A 14331-nucleotide genomic window follows, 5' to 3' on the forward strand; every position below is an offset into this window, starting at 1 on the left:
CCGAAAACGACCGCCGTAATATGGATGCCAGCGGTAATGAAACTCCACCATCTGCCCGACATGGGCAGAATGACCCTGCGATGGCGCTCAACCGGAAGAACGCCCTCTTCGCGGGCTCTGACGGCGGCGCCGGCCACTGGGCCGTCGTCGCTTCGCTGATTGAGACGTGCAAGCTGAATGAGGTCGAGCCGCTTGGCTACCTGGCCGACGTGCTCACCAGGATCGTCAACGGGCACCCAAACAGCCAGATCGACGATCTCCTGCCTTGGGCCTACATCGCCAATCACGAGCTTAAGGCCATAGCCTGAGAAGACCGTTTACTCTTACTCTTGCCTCGGATGAGCTAATTCGTCTACGAATGTTTCCGGTCCACAGTCTCCGGGTAGCGGATTTTGACTTATACCAGCATGTTCAGGAGCAGCCTTCTTGCTACGGCAATGATTATTGGCGGAGCGTCGATCAGTTTAGGCGATGATCAAGCTCCAAACTACGGTACGTTCGTCACCAAGATGTCGGTATTCGCAGGCAAGGTGATGTCCGAACATACTCTCTCATCTGCCGACATGGCGGAGATGGATGAACTGGAGCAAAAGGCTAAATCGACACTTGATCCATCCGAGTTCGATCGAGTGCACAGGACCGCTGCTTCGATAAAAGCATTTGCAGCCAGGCTCAAGGCTGGAACAGCCTCGGTCGCCCCGCCTACGAGCTCTCAGGCCAGCAAGGAACTATTGCTGCTTGATACGATCTACGCGACAGCGGACTACTGCTATCATCATGATGATGTCTCTTTCAGTGAGACTGATGTCGAGAATATACGGAAAGCCGTGAAGTCGATTTCTGACAAGTCAGACTTGGATCAGGCTGCCAAGGACCAAAATTGGCAGCATGGTCAGTACGGGCTGAATCTGGCTCTTAGCCAGCCGACATCCGAAGTATGTGCGGCCGCTAGGACCCAAGCAGCATTGCTGCTTCCTCAGGCGATCAATCCCGACAAGAACCCGTTTTAAGGGGCCAAGTCACGCGTCGGCACCTGATCCAACTGTACGCGCTACGTGTGAGAGGCACATCGCCTACGCCGCATCTGCCGCGCATCGAGATGGTCGTCGACATCGAGGATCATGCCTGCCCATGGCCCACCAGCTTAAGGTCGTGGCCTGAGAACACCGCTTACCCCATGTCGCTGACCGGAAACGGCTTATGCTCGTCCGTGCGTCGCCCTGCCGCCCAACGCAGGATTCCTAACGACATGGAGAGAGCGTCACGCTGCAAGCCGAGCAGACGTCACCAACATGAGACCGGGCGCCAGACTATGAAGGCGCGGCCGGCGATCAGCTCACCGCGAACGTCACGCCAACATTCCACCTCCGCTTCGCCGCCAAAAGCGACAGGGCCTCGCCGTTCGAATTGTGCAGCGAACTCGTCGCTTCCGTCGATCCGAACAGCGACATTCCGATCTATCATCCCCTCCTGTACGGCTCGCAGCGGAATGGCCATGCGCGCGCCGGCTTCTACGGTATCGCCGGCTGGCACAGCCGGGCACATCTGCTGCGTGCGCTGTTCGAGGGCGTCGCTTTCGAGCACAAGCGCCATGTCGAGACCTTGCATCGGGCAGGCGCCGAATTCGACAGCGTGGTGCTGTCTGGCGGCGGCTCGCGCAGCAGCGTGTGGCCGCAGATCTTCGCCGATGTGCTCGGCCTGCCCGTTACCGTGGCGCGCAGCCGCGAGACCGGCGCCCTGGGGGCGGCAATCGCGGCGGGCACCGGTGTTGGCATATTCGTTGACTACAGCGCCGGTGCGGCCGTCATTACCGCCCCCGCCCGACCCATTGTGCCTGACGAGGCGGTTGCCGACGCATACGCACGGCGGTATCGACTCTACGGCGAGATCAACCAGGCGATGACCCCGATGTGGGAGCGCATCGCCGCACAGCAGGCACGCACGTGAGCGAAGCTTCACCGTCCCCGTTCGGCAGTTATGATTACGTCATCGTCGGTGCCGGCTCCGCCGGCTGCGTGCTCGCCAACCGGCTCTCCGCCGATCCGCGCAACAGTGTGCTGTTGCTCGAAGCCGGCGGTAGCGACCGTTATCACTGGGTCGATATCCCGATCGGCTACCTCTTCTGCATGGGCAACCCGCGGACCGACTGGATGATGAAGACCGAGCCGGAAGCCGGTCTCAACGGACGCAGCCTCAACTATCCGCGCGGCAAGGTGCTTGGCGGCTGTTCATCGATCAACGGCATGATCTACATGCGCGGCCAGGCAGCCGACTATGATGGCTGGCGTCAAGCCGGCAATGCCGGCTGGGGCTGGGACGACGTCCTGCCTTACTTCCTCAAATCGGAAGATTATCACGGCGGCAAGGGCGTCATGCACGGAAGCGGCGGCGAGTGGCGGGTCGAACGGCAGCGCCTGTCATGGCCGATCCTCGACGCATTCCGGGACGCGGCCGAGGAACTCGGCATTCCGCGCACCGATGACTTCAACACCGGCACCAATGAAGGCTCGGGTTATTTCGAGGTCAACCAGAGGAAGGGCGTGCGCTGGAACACCTCGAAGGCGTTCTTGCGCGGCATAGCGGCGCGCAAGAACCTGCGCGTGGTGCTCGGCGCGGAGACCATGCGGCTCGAATTCGAAGGCCGGCGCGCAACCGGACTGGTCTTCCGAAAAGAGGGTGGCCTGCATCGCGTGTCAGCCGGCCAGACCATTCTCGCCGCCGGCGCCATCAACTCGCCGAAGCTGCTCGAACTGTCCGGGGTGGGTCACCCCGACCTGCTTTCGAGCATCGGCGTGGATGTCCGTCACGCCTTGCCGGGCGTCGGTGAAAACCTGCAGGACCATTTGCAGATCCGCACCGTCTTCAAAGTCGCCAACACTGCAACGCTCAACCAGCGCTACCACAATCCGGTCAGCCGTGCGTCGATGGGGCTGGAATACGCGCTCAAGCGCAGCGGGCCGCTGTCGATGGCGCCAAGCCAGCTCGGCATCTTTGCCAGGAGCGATCTGCGCCTCGAAACACCTGATCTCGAATATCATGTGCAGCCGCTGAGCACCGACCGTCTGGGCGAGCCGCTGCATCGGTTTCCAGCGGTCACCGTGTCGGTCTGCAATCTGCGGCCGGAAAGCCGGGGTACCGTGCATATGGGATCGTCCGACCCGCATGAGGCGGCGAAGATCCGGCCGAACTATCTTTCCACCGAGGGAGACCGCAGAGTGGCCATCGCTTCGCTGCGCCATGTCCGCGGTCTGATGAAGGCCCGGGCCGTGGCGCGCTTTGCGCCGGAAGAGATGCTGCCCGGCACGCAGTACGACAGCGACGAGGACCTCATCCGCAAGGCCGGCGATATCGGCACGACGATCTTCCACCCGGTCGGCACCTGCAAGATGGGTTCGGACTCGATGGCGGTGGTCGACGACGGCCTGCGTGTTCACGGACTTGCCGGGCTGCGCGTGGTCGATGCCTCGATCATGCCGACAATCGTTTCGGGCAACACCAACTCTCCGGTCGTCATGATCGCGGAAAAGGCATCCGAGATGATCCTGCAGGAGTCTCGCTGACAGCCGTCGGCTTCAAGCCAGGGCAACGCCGCGCGATCGCCTTTTCTCGGCGGCCGCGAGCAGATCGACGAAGGCGCGCACCTTGGCGGGCCGGAACCGGGCCGGTGGAAAGACGGCGTGGATGCCGCCGGTCGGCAAGCTCCAGTCGGCAAACACCGGCACCAGCCGCCCTTCGGCGATATCGTCGCCGACGCTGTAATCCGGGAACACGCCAAGCCCGATGCCGGCGAGCACGCAAGCCAGAGCGGCGGGGCTCTTGTCGCACATGACGATCGGATTGAGTTCGGTCAGCACCGTTTCGCCATCCCTGGAAAACAGCCATTGGCCGATGCCGCGCAACTGGGCGTTGCCGACCCAGGCCAGCGATCTTGCCTGGCGCGGCGTCACATCGGGAGGCAGGGTTGCCGCGAAGCTGGGGCTCGCCACCACGGTCTGCCGTATCGTGCCCAGGCGCCGCGCCTGGTTCGAGGAATCGGTGAGCCAGCCGACGCGGATGCCGAGATCGATCTGCTCGTCCACCAGATTGCTTACCGCATCGTCGAAGATCGCCTCGACGCGTATATGCGGATAGGTTCTGAGATAGGCCGCTATGACCGGGGCCACGATCTTGGTGCCGTAGTCGAGGGGCGCGGTCAGTCGCAGTGTTCCCCTCGGTTCGACGGCTCCGCGCGAGATTTCCCCATAGGCCGCCTCCGCTTCCCGAAGGATGATCATAGCGCGGTCATAGAACAGGCGGCCCTCTTCGGTCGGCGTGACACGCCGTGTCGTACGTTGCAGCAGCGTTGCGCCCAGTTCCTCCTCGAGCTTGCCGATCTGATGGCTGACCACGGCCTTGGCGACGCCAAGCCGGTCGGCCGCCGCGGTGAACGAGCCGGTTTCCATCACCGTGGTGAAGTAGGCCAGCCGGTTGAGGTTCAGAAGTTCGGCCAAGGAGGCAGCCTTTGTCTGATTGGATCAGACAGTTTGTATTATTGAACGCTATTTTTCGCAAGACCGCCGTCTGCCACATGTGAGCCAAGGCATTCGACGAGGCAGCCGGACCAGGGATAGCGCGATTATGAGCAACTCAGAAGTGACCTATCTTTTTGATCCGCTCTGCGGCTGGTGCTATGGCGCCACCCCGATGCTCGACAGACTGTTGGCCAGCGGCCGGCGCGTCGAACTGCTGCCAACCGGCCTGTTCTCCGGTGCCGGCGCGCGTCCGATGGATGAAGGTTTTGCCGCACACGCCTGGGCGAACGACCAGCGCATCGAGCGCCTAACCGGACAAGTGTTCACGCCGGCCTACCGACACAATGTCCTCGATATCAGCGGGACCCTGCTCGACTCGCACGCCGCCACGCTCAGCGTCAGCGCCGCCGGCCTGGAAGATCCCAGCCGCCGGCTTGCCGCGTTGAAGGCGATTCAGCAGGCGCGCTACGTGGAAGGACGCGATGTCGTGACGATCGGCGGTGTGGCCGAGGTGCTCGCCGCCGCCGGCATGGCAGACGCCGCCGAGATGCTCAAGGCGCCGACCGAGACATTGCTGACGGCGCACCGCGAGTTGGTCGGCCGAGGCCGCTCGCTGTTCCAGCGCCTGCATGCCGATGGCGTGCCTTCGCTGGCGGTTATCCGCAACGATGCGCCCCGGCTCATCGGTTCGAACGCGCTGTTCGGCAGCTTCGACAATCTCGTCGCTCATATCGCGGCGGCGTGATCCCCAGCAAACCTTCAACAAGGAAACTGAAAAGACATGGCAAAAGTCGCTCTCATTGGTGCATCCGGCGCGGTCGGCTCGCGCCTTCTCAAAGAACTCTCCGATCGTGGCCACACGGTCACCGGAATTGCGCGCAACCCGGAAAAGATCGCCGCCCTCCCGGGTGTGACCGCTAGGAAGGGCGATATTTTCGATAAGGAAGGTCTCGCTGACCTGATCCGCGGCCATGATGTGGTGATCAGTTCGGTGCATTTTCTCGACAGCGACGCCGATACGCTGATTGCCGCCGTGCGTGCCTCCGGAGTGAAGCGCTATCTCATCGTCGGCGGCGCCGGCAGTCTCGAAGTCGCGCCCGGCAAGCGGTTGGTCGATACCCCCGAATTCCCTGATATCTACAAGGCCGAAGCGCAGAAGGGTGCCGACTTCCTCGACAAACTGAAGACCGTTGACGATCTCGACTGGACGTTCCTGTCGCCATCCGCCGTGTTCAGTCCGGGCGAGCGCACCGGCACATTCCGTCTCGGCAAGGACACGCTTCTCGCCTCGGCCAACGGCAGCAGCATTTCCTTCGAGGACTACGCCATCGTCATGGTCGACGAGATCGAGAAGCCTGCCCATGTCCGGCAGCGCTTCACCGTCGGCTATTGATCGAACAGGCGTCGGCCGGGGCTCAATCGAGGCCGGCCGACGCCAGGCGCGCCAAGGCTTCGCGGACGCCGACGCGCCGGTAGGTCTCGGTGACGAGGCCGTCTTGTCTCAGCGCCTCGCGGCGGCGTTCAACGAAGGCGCGTTCCTCGCTGGTCAGGTCGTGCTCGCGCTTGCGGAGCCACTCCTGATAGGACGGATCGACTTCCTTGACCGGCTTAGCCGCCGTCGAAACCGAAGCCGGCCGGCTGTCGGTGTAGCGAGGCCGCAAGGCGCTGTTGGGATTGTATTCAGTTCGCCTGTCGTTGCCTGAAATGGCGAGGTCGGAATCCGATACCCGGCCTGACGGGCTGTAGACGAATGCCGAGGCGATGCGGTCGAGCGCCGCGTCGACTTCCTTCGGCCGGTGCACGACCTCGCGCGGCTGGCGATCGGGGACGGCCAGCCGGGTGATTCCGCGATCATTGATGGCGTCGAGCACCTCGCGATGATCGAGCGAGGTGATGACTTCGCGCCGGGCCGGCCAGAAATCATAAGGCGCGTGCGCGCCATGGCCCTTGCCGATATGGAAGGCATAGATTTCCGGGTAGACCGTCAGCTCGGTGCGACGGCTCGGCTTGACGTCGTAGAACGAGGTGATGGCGATCTGCAGCAGATGGGTCGCGCCGATGCCGCCAAGCGCATCGTCGATTACCAGCCCGAAACGGTCATGCGGGTTCCAGTTCGGCAAGGCGTCCGTGATCGAAGCCGGCTTGCCGTCGATCTCGACGTCGAACATGTCCGCTTTCAGCAATGTCACGACATGCATCGTAGTATTTCCTCAATGAGGCGCCGGCCGCCGATTCGTTTGCTCGATCAGAGCAAGGAAGGAGCCCGCTGTCACCTTGTCCGGCTTCCTTCCAAACGGCGACGGCGTCGCCAATGCCCTTCAGTTCGGTGAGGTGTGTCCATCATCTGTGCTGGCCCTGTCTGTCAAAGCGATATGACAGCAGCCGGAGCCGTGGCCTGGTGTCCAGGTGACATTGTCGAAACGCACGCCGGTCGCCTCGAACAGGCCGCGGTCAAAGGCGCCGGCAATACGGCAGAGCGTGGTGAGCTTTTCATCGCCGACCCCAGCCTCGACCCAGGCGTCTTTCAGGGGGCAGCGCTTCACTTTGAAGGCGATGCGATCATCGCTGCGTTCGACATCGGTCGGGTACATCAGGCCGCCATCCGGACTGACGGCCAGGAAGGCCTCGCCGATCGCGCGTGCGTCATTGGGGCCGAAGCCGGCGAAGGCGGCTGCGGCCACTTCCTTGCCGCGCTGTTCGATGGCGCGGATCATGACCGCTTCGGCCTTTTTGGCGCCCAGCTCTCCGGTTAGTTCCTCGAGGAACAGGCGGTACAGATCGGCTCGGTTGCGAAAGGCGGAATCGAGTTCGCGCGACAGTTTCTCGGCTCTGGCTTCGGGGTCGGTCATGATGCGTCCTGTGTGGTCCGGTTCAATCTCGGTGCGGCTGCCACCAGCGCCTTGCCGATGGCCGATTGCGGTGCGCCGATGACGGTTCGGGCATCGCCGCTCTCGGCAATCCGCCCGGCGTCGAGAAGCACGACGCGGTGGGCGATGGCGCTGATAACGCCGAGATCATGTGAAATGAAGAGATAGGCAATCTGTTCCTGGCGTTGCAGGTCAAGCAACAGGTCGAGGATCTGTCCGCGCACGGAAACGTCGAGCGCCGACACCGCTTCGTCGAGCACGATCAGCGACGGTTTCGTCGCGATGGCGCGCGCAATGGCGACGCGCTGCCGCTGGCCACCGGAGATTTCATGGATGGCGCGGGCGGCAAGGTCGGCCGTCAGCCCGACACGCTCCAGCAAGGCGGCGATGCGCCGCAGGCGCTCGGCGCGGGAAGCGATGCCATGGATGCGCAAGGGATCGTCGAGCACGCGTGCCACCGTGGCGCGAGGGTTGAAGGCGGCAAGTGGATCCTGGAACACCATTTGCAGGCGTGCGCGACGCGCTCGCAGCGCCGCGCCAGTCAAAGCCAGGAAATTATTGCCTTCGAAGTTGATGCGGCCAGCGTCCGGCTCGATCAGCCGCAGCACCAGCCGCGCGATGGTCGACTTGCCGCTGCCGGAGGGCCCGGCCAGCGCCAGCGTCTCGCCGGGGTCGATGTGAAAGGAGACATCGTCGATGGCAGCGATGGCCTTTTTGTCGCGACTGTAGCGTTTGGTGAGGTTGGACGCGGTCAGCAGGCTCATGCGTGGAGCTCGGCGCGGTTCAGCAACGGCTTGGTGTCGAGGCCGATATGGGCGTCGAGCAGCGCGCGTGTGTAGGCTTGGCTAGGTGCATTGATGATCTGCGCCGTCGCGCCAAGCTCGACCAGCTGGCCATAACGGAAAACGGCGATGCGCTCGGCAAGCTCGGCCGCCAGCGCGATGTCGTGGCTGATGAACAGCAGCGTCATGCCGTCCTCGGCCACGAGGTGCCGGATCAAGTCGACGATCTCGGCCTGCACGATGGTGTCGAGCGCGCTGGTCGCCTCGTCGGCGATCAGCAATTTCGGACCGGCCGCGATGGCCGCGGCGATCGCCACACGCTGCTTCTGGCCACCGGAGAGTTGATGTGGGAAGGCGCGCAAGGCCGAGTCCGGGTCCGGCAGGCGGACGCGCTCCAGCAAGTTTTTTGCCTTCGCATACGCTTGTGCCCATGTGAGGCCGAGATGGGTGCGCGCGACTTCGGCGATCTGTTTGCCGATTGTCATCACAGGGTCGAGGCTGGCTGAGGGATCCTGGAAGACGAAGCCGATGTCGCGGCCGCCGAGGGGAACGATTTTAGGCTGGCGATCCTTCGCACCCCCCTCTGTCCTGCCGGACATCTCCCCCGCAAGGGGGGAGATTGCTCCTTCATCTCGGCCCTCGCCAATCGCCAATGGTGCAGAAGGGGAGCTGTCGGCGAAGCTGCCAATCTCCCCCCTTGCGGGGGAGATGTCCGGCAGGACAGAGGGGGGTGCCTTGGTGCCCAACCTTGGCGGTGGATGTGAGAACCAATCGATCCGCCCTCCAATCCTGGCGCTCGCCGGCAGCAGTCCGGCAATGGCCAGTGCCAGCGTGCTCTTGCCCGAGCCGCTTTCGCCGATGATGGCGAGGCGTTCGCCAGCGGCGATGTCGAGGCTGACGCTCTTCAGTGCCGCCACCTCGCTGCCGTCGCGGCGGTAAGTCACCGTCAGGTCGCGGATCGTAGCCAGGGCGGTCACGAAAGGCCTCTCCTGACTGCCGTTGTCTCGACGATGCCTTCACCGGCGAGATAGACGCCGAGCACGGTCAGAACCAACGCTATGCCCGGAACGATCGACAGGAAGGGTGCGGTGCGCAAAACAGTGCGGCCTTCTGCTATCATGCCGCCCCAGGTGACCCGGTTGGGGTCGCCCAAGCCGAGGAAAGACAAGGCCGCTTCGGTGAGGATCGCGGCGGCGACGATCACCGACGACATCGCCAGCACCGGTGGCAAGGCGTTGGGCAGCACCTCGCGAAAGGCGATCGCCAGCGGGTGCATGCCGATGACCCTGGCCCCGGCGACATAGTCACGTTCGCGGATGGAGAGGACTTCCGCGCGGGCCACTCTGGCAGGTCCGGTCCAGGTGCCGAGCGCGATGGCGATCACAACGATGCCGAGTGAAGGCCCGACGACGCTGACGAAGGCCAGCGCCAGCAGGAAGCTCGGCACCGTCTGGAAGGCGTCGGTGATGCGCATCAGCACCTCGTCGACGAGGCCGCCGGCAAAGCCGGCCAGCGTGCCGACCACGGCGCCGACGACAAGTGCGGCGGCCGCAGCCGCGAGCCCGACGGCCAGCGATGTGCGGGCGCCATGAAAAAGCTCGGCCAGCACGTCGCGGCCAAGCCGGTCGGTGCCGAGCGGCAGCGACCAGTCCTGGAACGGCGGCAGCAGTGCGGGGCCGGCGATAGCTTGGGGATCGCCTGGGAACAGCAGCGATGCCGACAGCGCCATGGCAATCAGCGCCGCGAGGAGGATCGCACCGGCAACCGCCTCAGGCGCGCGCAGAAAGCGGCGGAGCGGGCTCATGCGCGGGCCTCGCTCGCGCCGACGCGCGGATCGAGGAAGGCATAGGCGATGTCGACGAGAAGGTTGATGACAATGACCAGGACGGCGCTGGTGAGGATAATGCCAAGCAGAAGCGGCGTGTCGCGGGAGGCGACTGCCTCCTGGGCCAGTCGGCCGAGGCCGGGTACTGAAAAGACGCTCTCGATGACGACGCTGCCGCCGAGCATCTGCGCCGATTGCAGGCCCAGCATGGTGACCAGCGGCAGCAGTGCGTTGCGGGCGACGTGCGCGAGCACGATGCGGCGGCGTGACAATCCCTTGGCGCGCGCAGCCAGGACGAAATCCTGCCGCCAGACCTCGGCCATGCCGGCGCGCATCATGCGCAGATAGAGCGCCAGGTAGATGAAGCCGAGGGCGGAAACGGGCAGGGCGAGATGGATGGCAATGTCGGCTGCGCGATCAAGGCCGGTCTTGTCGGATGCCAGGGTTTCGATGCCGCCGATCGGCAACCAGCGCAGGTCGACGGCAAAGATGACGATCAGCACCAGCCCTAGCCAGAAACCCGGCACGGCATAGAGCGCCAGCGATCCGATCGACAGGAAGCGGTCACGAAAACTGCCCGGTCTGGCACCTGCATAGATGCCGAGTGCCGAGCCGAGCCCGAAGGAAAGCGCGGTGGCGCTCACCATCAGCAACAGCGTGTTGGGCAGGCGTTCCAGGATCACGTCGCGGATCGGCCTGGAGAAAGTCACCGACTGGCCGAGATCGAAATGCAGCAACGCCCAGAGATAGTTGGCGAGCCGCGTCAGCTCCGACTGGTCGAGGCCCCAGCGATGGCGCAACAGCTCGATCATGCCGGCATCGCCGCCGGTCGAGACGATGTAGGCGTCTACCGCATCGCCGGGGGCTGCTTCGAGCAGTAGGAAGGTGCCGACGACGACGATCAGCAGCACGAAGACACTGCCGACGAGGCGACGGCGGAGCAGGGTGAGGGCGCGGGTCATGGGAAAAGGATGCCGGTGTGAAGGAACGCGGCCTTAGGCCATGTCTCGACACCGATTTCGCCGCGAACTCTCATCCGCGCAATTGTGTCACGATTCCAGATACGTGTCCGCCCAGTTCGACACCGCCCAACGCGGGTTGTTGGCGATATTCCCAACGGTGTCGCGGGCGACGCTGATAAAGCTCCATTCGGCGACATTGATCAGCGGCAGGTTGGTAGCCACCGCCTTCTGGAACTCCTTGTAGAGGTCGGTGCGGGCAGTGGTGTCGAGCGTCTCGGATGCCTTGGCGATGAGGGCATCGAGCGCCTCGTTCTTGTAGCCGCCCTGGTTGGAGAACGGCACGCCGTCGGGAATACCGCTCTGCACCAGAATGGTGGTCGAGATCGCCGGGTCGCCACGGAACACCGGCGGGCCGACGGCGAGGTCGAAGGCGTGATCGGTGTAGACGGCCTTGATGTGGCCGGCCGAGTCGTTGTTGACCAGCTCTGCGTCGATGCCGATGGCGGCCAGCGCCTGGCGCAGATAGTCGCCGAATTGCTTGGTCTCGTTGAAGTAGGGCGCGGGCAAAAGCTTCAGCGAGAAGCGCTTGCCGTCCGGGCCTTTCCTGTACCCGGCTTCGTCGAGCAGCGTGTTGGCCTTGGCGACGTCGAATGGATAGGTCGACACGTCGGCGGTGTAGAATTGCGGATCGTTCTTCGGCACCGGACCGGTAGCTGTTGCGGCGTAACCGAGGAACACTGTCTTGACGACGAAATCCTTGTCGATGGCATGCGCGATCGCCTGCCGCACTTTCACGTCGGCCAGTTCCTTGCGGCGATGGTTGATCTCGACGACGAGCTGGTAGGTGAGCCCCTCATAGCCCTTCGAGATCACCTTCAGGCCCGGCACTTTCGAGATGCGGTCTAGATCGGCCAGCGGCACGGCGGAGAAGGCTGCCAGCTGGATCTCCTCGGCTTCCAGAGCGCTCGCCGCGGACGTGCGATCCGGCAGCACCTGGTAGATGATCTCGTCGAGATAGGGCTCGTCCTTGTCCCAGTAATCCGTGTTCTTCGTCAGCCGGTAATATTGGCCTGCTTTGTACTCGCCGAATTTGAACGGCCCGGTGCCGATGGGCGCGTTGTTGGCTGGGTTGTCCTCGATCTTGCCGACCTCGTATATGTGCTTCGGCACCACGCTGCTCAGCGCCGGCAGCGCGTTACGGATCAGCTGGAACGGTGTCGGCCTGGCAAATTTGAACACGGCGGTGAGATCGTCAGGGGTGTCGACGCTGGCCAGATCCTTGAACACGGTGCGGCCGAGATTCTGCAGCGGCTTCCAGATCTCCAGCGCCGAGAAGGCAACGTCGGCCGAGGTGAACGGCTTGCCGTCATGCCATTTGACGCCGTCGCGCAATTTGAAGGTCGCGGAGAGCCCGTCGGCCGCACCTTCCCAGCTTAGCGCTAGCCGTGGCGCAAGCCCGTCCTTGCCGTCGAAGGAGGCTTCGGCCAGCGTTTCGACGATCTTGCTGGAGATGAAGAAGACACCGTTGGAGGCGACGATCGCCGGGTTGAGGTTGCGTGGTTCGGAATCGGCGGCAAGCACCAGCCGGCCGCCCTTCTTCGGCGTCTGCGTCCAGCCGGATGTCGGCATGGCGGTGGAGGCCAGCAGCATCACCGAACCGGCAAGCATCGTGCGTCTCGAAATCGTGAAATCTGACATGATCGAACTCCGTCCTCTCCGCGACCCGGCCCGGTGCGCCAATACCCTCGAACGCCGGCGAGCCCGCCAGCATCCCCGCGGCGGCGACTATGGGCCTTGCCGAGGGTTTCGCCAGAGACGGAATTGGCCCATCCTCGCTTGGCTTTGAAATTTTCGTCCGCTGGACCAGTTTGGGGGAAGCGACTCTATTCGGTCAATCTGGTAGGACCAGATTGACCGAATATGCGACAGATGACGCCATGGTGACGTCGAGTTGTGCTATTTTCGCCTCTTTCTGGCTGGACCAGAGCGGGCAAAATGGTGCAGATTTGATCCAAAGCCAAGGGATCGGGAGCGGAACAGTCGGCGATCCCGGGCAATTCAGGGAGAGAGAGATGAACATTGCTCCGGGCAAGAATGCGGTCGGCAATATCCCGTTCGACCAAGCGCGGGTTGACCAACTGATGGAAGAGGCCGGCATCGATGTGCTGCTGGCGACCTCCAAGCACAACACGCAGTATCTGCTGGGCGGCTACAAATTCATCTTCTTTGCCGCCATGGATGCGATCGGCCACAGCCGTTACCTGCCGATCGTCGTGTATGAAAAGGGCGGGCCGGACCATGCCGCCTATATCGGCAACCGCATGGAGGGCGGCGAGCATCAGAACAACCCGTTCTGGACGCCGACGCTGCACGCCGCCTGCTGGGGCACGCTCGATGCCGCCAATCTCGCCGTCGAGCACCTGCGGAACATCGGCAAGACGGGTGCGCGCATCGGCATCGAGCCGGGCTTCCTGCCGTCGGACGCCTATACGTTGATCCGCAAAGCGCTGCCGGATGCCAAACTGATCGATGCGACCGACATGCTGGAGCGCATGCGCGCCATCAAGACCGATGCCGAGTTGGAGAAGCTGCGCACGGCATCCGAACTGATCACCGATTCCATGCTGGCGACCATCGCCTGGGCGCGCGAAGGCACGACCAAGAGCGAGATGATCGAGCAGCTGCGGCGCGAGGAGACCAATCGCGGCGCGCATTTCGAATATTGCCTGCTGACTTTGGGCTCCAGCCACAACCGCGCCGCCTCGCCGCAGGCATGGAAAAAGGGCGAGGTGCTGTCGATCGATTCCGGCGGCAACTACCACGGCTATATTGGCGACCTCTGCCGCATGGGCATTCTCGGCGAACCGGACGCTGAACTCGAGGATTTGCTGGCCGAGGTCGAGGCGGTGCAGCAAGCAGCCTTCTCAAAGGTCAGAGCGGGCACGCTTGGCGGCGACATGATTTCGCATGCCGAGGGCGTGCTGAAGGCCTCGAAGGTCGCGGCCTACACGGATTTCTTCGCCCACGGCATGGGGCTGATCACGCACGAAGCGCCGTTCCTGATGACCAACCATCCGGTGACCTATGAAGGCACCTATGCTGCCAAGCCGCTGGAGAAGAACATGGTGCTGTCGGTCGAGACGACCATGCTCCACCCGACGCGGGGCTTTATCAAGCTGGAAGACACGCTTGCGGTTACAGACGCCGGCTATGTGATGTTCGGTGATCGAGGCCGGGGGTGGAACAGGGGTGGGATTTCATAGAACCCAGGGCTGGCGCCGCCCCTCATCCGCCTGCCGGTGTCCAGCCGATAGATGGGTAACAGTTTGAACCGGATACATAGGTAACAGTTTTCCCCCTTATGATTGGTTCGTCGGCGCGCCA

14 protein-coding genes and 1 pseudogene are annotated in these 14331 nt (G+C 63.4%); 7 read left to right on the forward strand and 8 right to left on the reverse strand.

From position 1 onward, the window contains the following. The 4 genes and pseudogenes from NKH03_RS32310 to NKH03_RS32325 form a co-directional block, all read left to right on the forward strand. On the forward strand, positions 1-308 hold a 308-nt coding region (locus tag NKH03_RS32310; protein ID WP_352972938.1), incomplete at its 5' end, for a transposase domain-containing protein. Positions 309-392: 84 nt separating this feature from the next. Next, positions 393-1010: a hypothetical protein gene (locus tag NKH03_RS32315; RefSeq protein ID WP_352972940.1), complete on the forward strand. Its 618-nt coding sequence runs from the start codon at positions 393-395 to the stop codon at positions 1008-1010. A 370-nt stretch (positions 1011-1380) separates the two neighbouring features. Next, a pseudogene (locus NKH03_RS32320) lies at positions 1381-1947 on the forward strand (FGGY-family carbohydrate kinase); the annotation flags it as partial. Further along, complete coding sequence (locus tag NKH03_RS32325; protein ID WP_352972943.1) at positions 1944-3560, forward strand: GMC family oxidoreductase; 1617 nt, start codon at positions 1944-1946, stop codon at positions 3558-3560. The pseudogene NKH03_RS32320 and the gene NKH03_RS32325, both read left to right, overlap by 4 nt. 12 nt (positions 3561-3572) lie before the next feature. On the opposite strand, the gene NKH03_RS32330 is transcribed toward NKH03_RS32325, so the two are convergent. Then, positions 3573-4490: a LysR family transcriptional regulator gene (locus NKH03_RS32330; RefSeq protein WP_352972945.1), complete on the reverse strand. Its 918-nt coding sequence runs from the start codon at positions 4488-4490 to the stop codon at positions 3573-3575. A gap of 127 nt (positions 4491-4617) precedes the next feature. On the opposite strand from NKH03_RS32330, the gene NKH03_RS32335 reads away from it, so the two are divergent. Both NKH03_RS32335 and NKH03_RS32340 read left to right on the forward strand, forming a co-directional pair. Then, positions 4618-5256, forward strand: coding sequence for a DsbA family protein (locus NKH03_RS32335; protein ID WP_352972947.1), 639 nt, complete (start codon positions 4618-4620; stop codon positions 5254-5256). Positions 5257-5292: 36 nt separating this feature from the next. Beyond that, complete coding sequence (locus tag NKH03_RS32340; protein ID WP_352867750.1) at positions 5293-5904, forward strand: NAD(P)-dependent oxidoreductase; 612 nt, start codon at positions 5293-5295, stop codon at positions 5902-5904. 22 nt (positions 5905-5926) lie between these two features. On the opposite strand, the gene NKH03_RS32345 is transcribed toward NKH03_RS32340, so the two are convergent. The 7 genes from NKH03_RS32345 to NKH03_RS32375 form a co-directional block, all read right to left on the reverse strand. Continuing rightward, positions 5927-6709 (reverse strand): hypothetical protein, encoded by a 783-nt coding sequence (locus tag NKH03_RS32345; protein ID WP_352867749.1) that lies wholly within the window; start codon positions 6707-6709, stop codon positions 5927-5929. A gap of 120 nt (positions 6710-6829) precedes the next feature. Continuing rightward, complete coding sequence (locus NKH03_RS32350; RefSeq protein WP_352867747.1) at positions 6830-7360, reverse strand: L-2-amino-thiazoline-4-carboxylic acid hydrolase; 531 nt, start codon at positions 7358-7360, stop codon at positions 6830-6832. Then, on the reverse strand, positions 7357-8142 hold the full coding sequence (locus NKH03_RS32355) for an ABC transporter ATP-binding protein (RefSeq protein ID WP_352972949.1): 786 nt from the start codon (positions 8140-8142) through the stop codon (positions 7357-7359). Before NKH03_RS32355 ends, NKH03_RS32350 begins: the two co-directional genes overlap by 4 nt. After that, positions 8139-9137: an ABC transporter ATP-binding protein gene (locus tag NKH03_RS32360; protein WP_352972952.1), complete on the reverse strand. Its 999-nt coding sequence runs from the start codon at positions 9135-9137 to the stop codon at positions 8139-8141. The genes NKH03_RS32355 and NKH03_RS32360 overlap by 4 nt, the downstream gene beginning before the upstream one ends. Then, a complete protein-coding gene (locus NKH03_RS32365) occupies positions 9134-9964 on the reverse strand; it encodes an ABC transporter permease (RefSeq protein ID WP_352972954.1) in 831 nt (276 codons plus the stop codon). The genes NKH03_RS32360 and NKH03_RS32365 overlap by 4 nt, the downstream gene beginning before the upstream one ends. Continuing rightward, a complete protein-coding gene (locus tag NKH03_RS32370) occupies positions 9961-10947 on the reverse strand; it encodes an ABC transporter permease (RefSeq protein WP_352867740.1) in 987 nt (328 codons plus the stop codon). Before NKH03_RS32370 ends, NKH03_RS32365 begins: the two co-directional genes overlap by 4 nt. An 87-nt stretch (positions 10948-11034) precedes the next feature. Further along, positions 11035-12645, reverse strand: a complete 1611-nt coding sequence (locus NKH03_RS32375) for an ABC transporter substrate-binding protein (RefSeq protein WP_352972957.1) — start codon at positions 12643-12645, stop codon at positions 11035-11037. Between the two features lie 374 nt (positions 12646-13019). On the opposite strand from NKH03_RS32375, the gene NKH03_RS32380 reads away from it, so the two are divergent. Next, on the forward strand, positions 13020-14210 hold the full coding sequence (locus NKH03_RS32380; protein ID WP_352972959.1) for a M24 family metallopeptidase: 1191 nt from the start codon (positions 13020-13022) through the stop codon (positions 14208-14210). Positions 14211-14331 lie beyond the last annotated feature (121 nt).

Source organism: Mesorhizobium sp. M1406, assembly GCF_040317555.1.
Lineage (GTDB): Bacteria > Pseudomonadota > Alphaproteobacteria > Rhizobiales > Rhizobiaceae > Mesorhizobium.

What these genes read in the sequence shown, in the direction of transcription:
- NKH03_RS32350 (WP_352867747.1), bottom strand. Translation starts at nt 7,360, where the DNA reads ATGACCGACCCCGAAGCCAGAGCCGAGAAACTGTCGCGCGAACTCGAT.
- NKH03_RS32370 (WP_352867740.1), bottom strand. Translation starts at nt 10,947, where the DNA reads ATGACCCGCGCCCTCACCCTGCTCCGCCGTCGCCTCGTCGGCAGTGTC.
- NKH03_RS32365 (WP_352972954.1), bottom strand. Translation starts at nt 9,964, where the DNA reads ATGAGCCCGCTCCGCCGCTTTCTGCGCGCGCCTGAGGCGGTTGCCGGT.
- NKH03_RS32375 (WP_352972957.1), bottom strand. Translation starts at nt 12,645, where the DNA reads ATGTCAGATTTCACGATTTCGAGACGCACGATGCTTGCCGGTTCGGTG.
- NKH03_RS32355 (WP_352972949.1), bottom strand. Translation starts at nt 8,142, where the DNA reads ATGAGCCTGCTGACCGCGTCCAACCTCACCAAACGCTACAGTCGCGAC.
- NKH03_RS32345 (WP_352867749.1), bottom strand. Translation starts at nt 6,709, where the DNA reads ATGCATGTCGTGACATTGCTGAAAGCGGACATGTTCGACGTCGAGATC.
- NKH03_RS32335 (WP_352972947.1), top strand. Translation starts at nt 4,618, where the DNA reads ATGAGCAACTCAGAAGTGACCTATCTTTTTGATCCGCTCTGCGGCTGG.
- NKH03_RS32340 (WP_352867750.1), top strand. Translation starts at nt 5,293, where the DNA reads ATGGCAAAAGTCGCTCTCATTGGTGCATCCGGCGCGGTCGGCTCGCGC.
- NKH03_RS32380 (WP_352972959.1), top strand. Translation starts at nt 13,020, where the DNA reads ATGAACATTGCTCCGGGCAAGAATGCGGTCGGCAATATCCCGTTCGAC.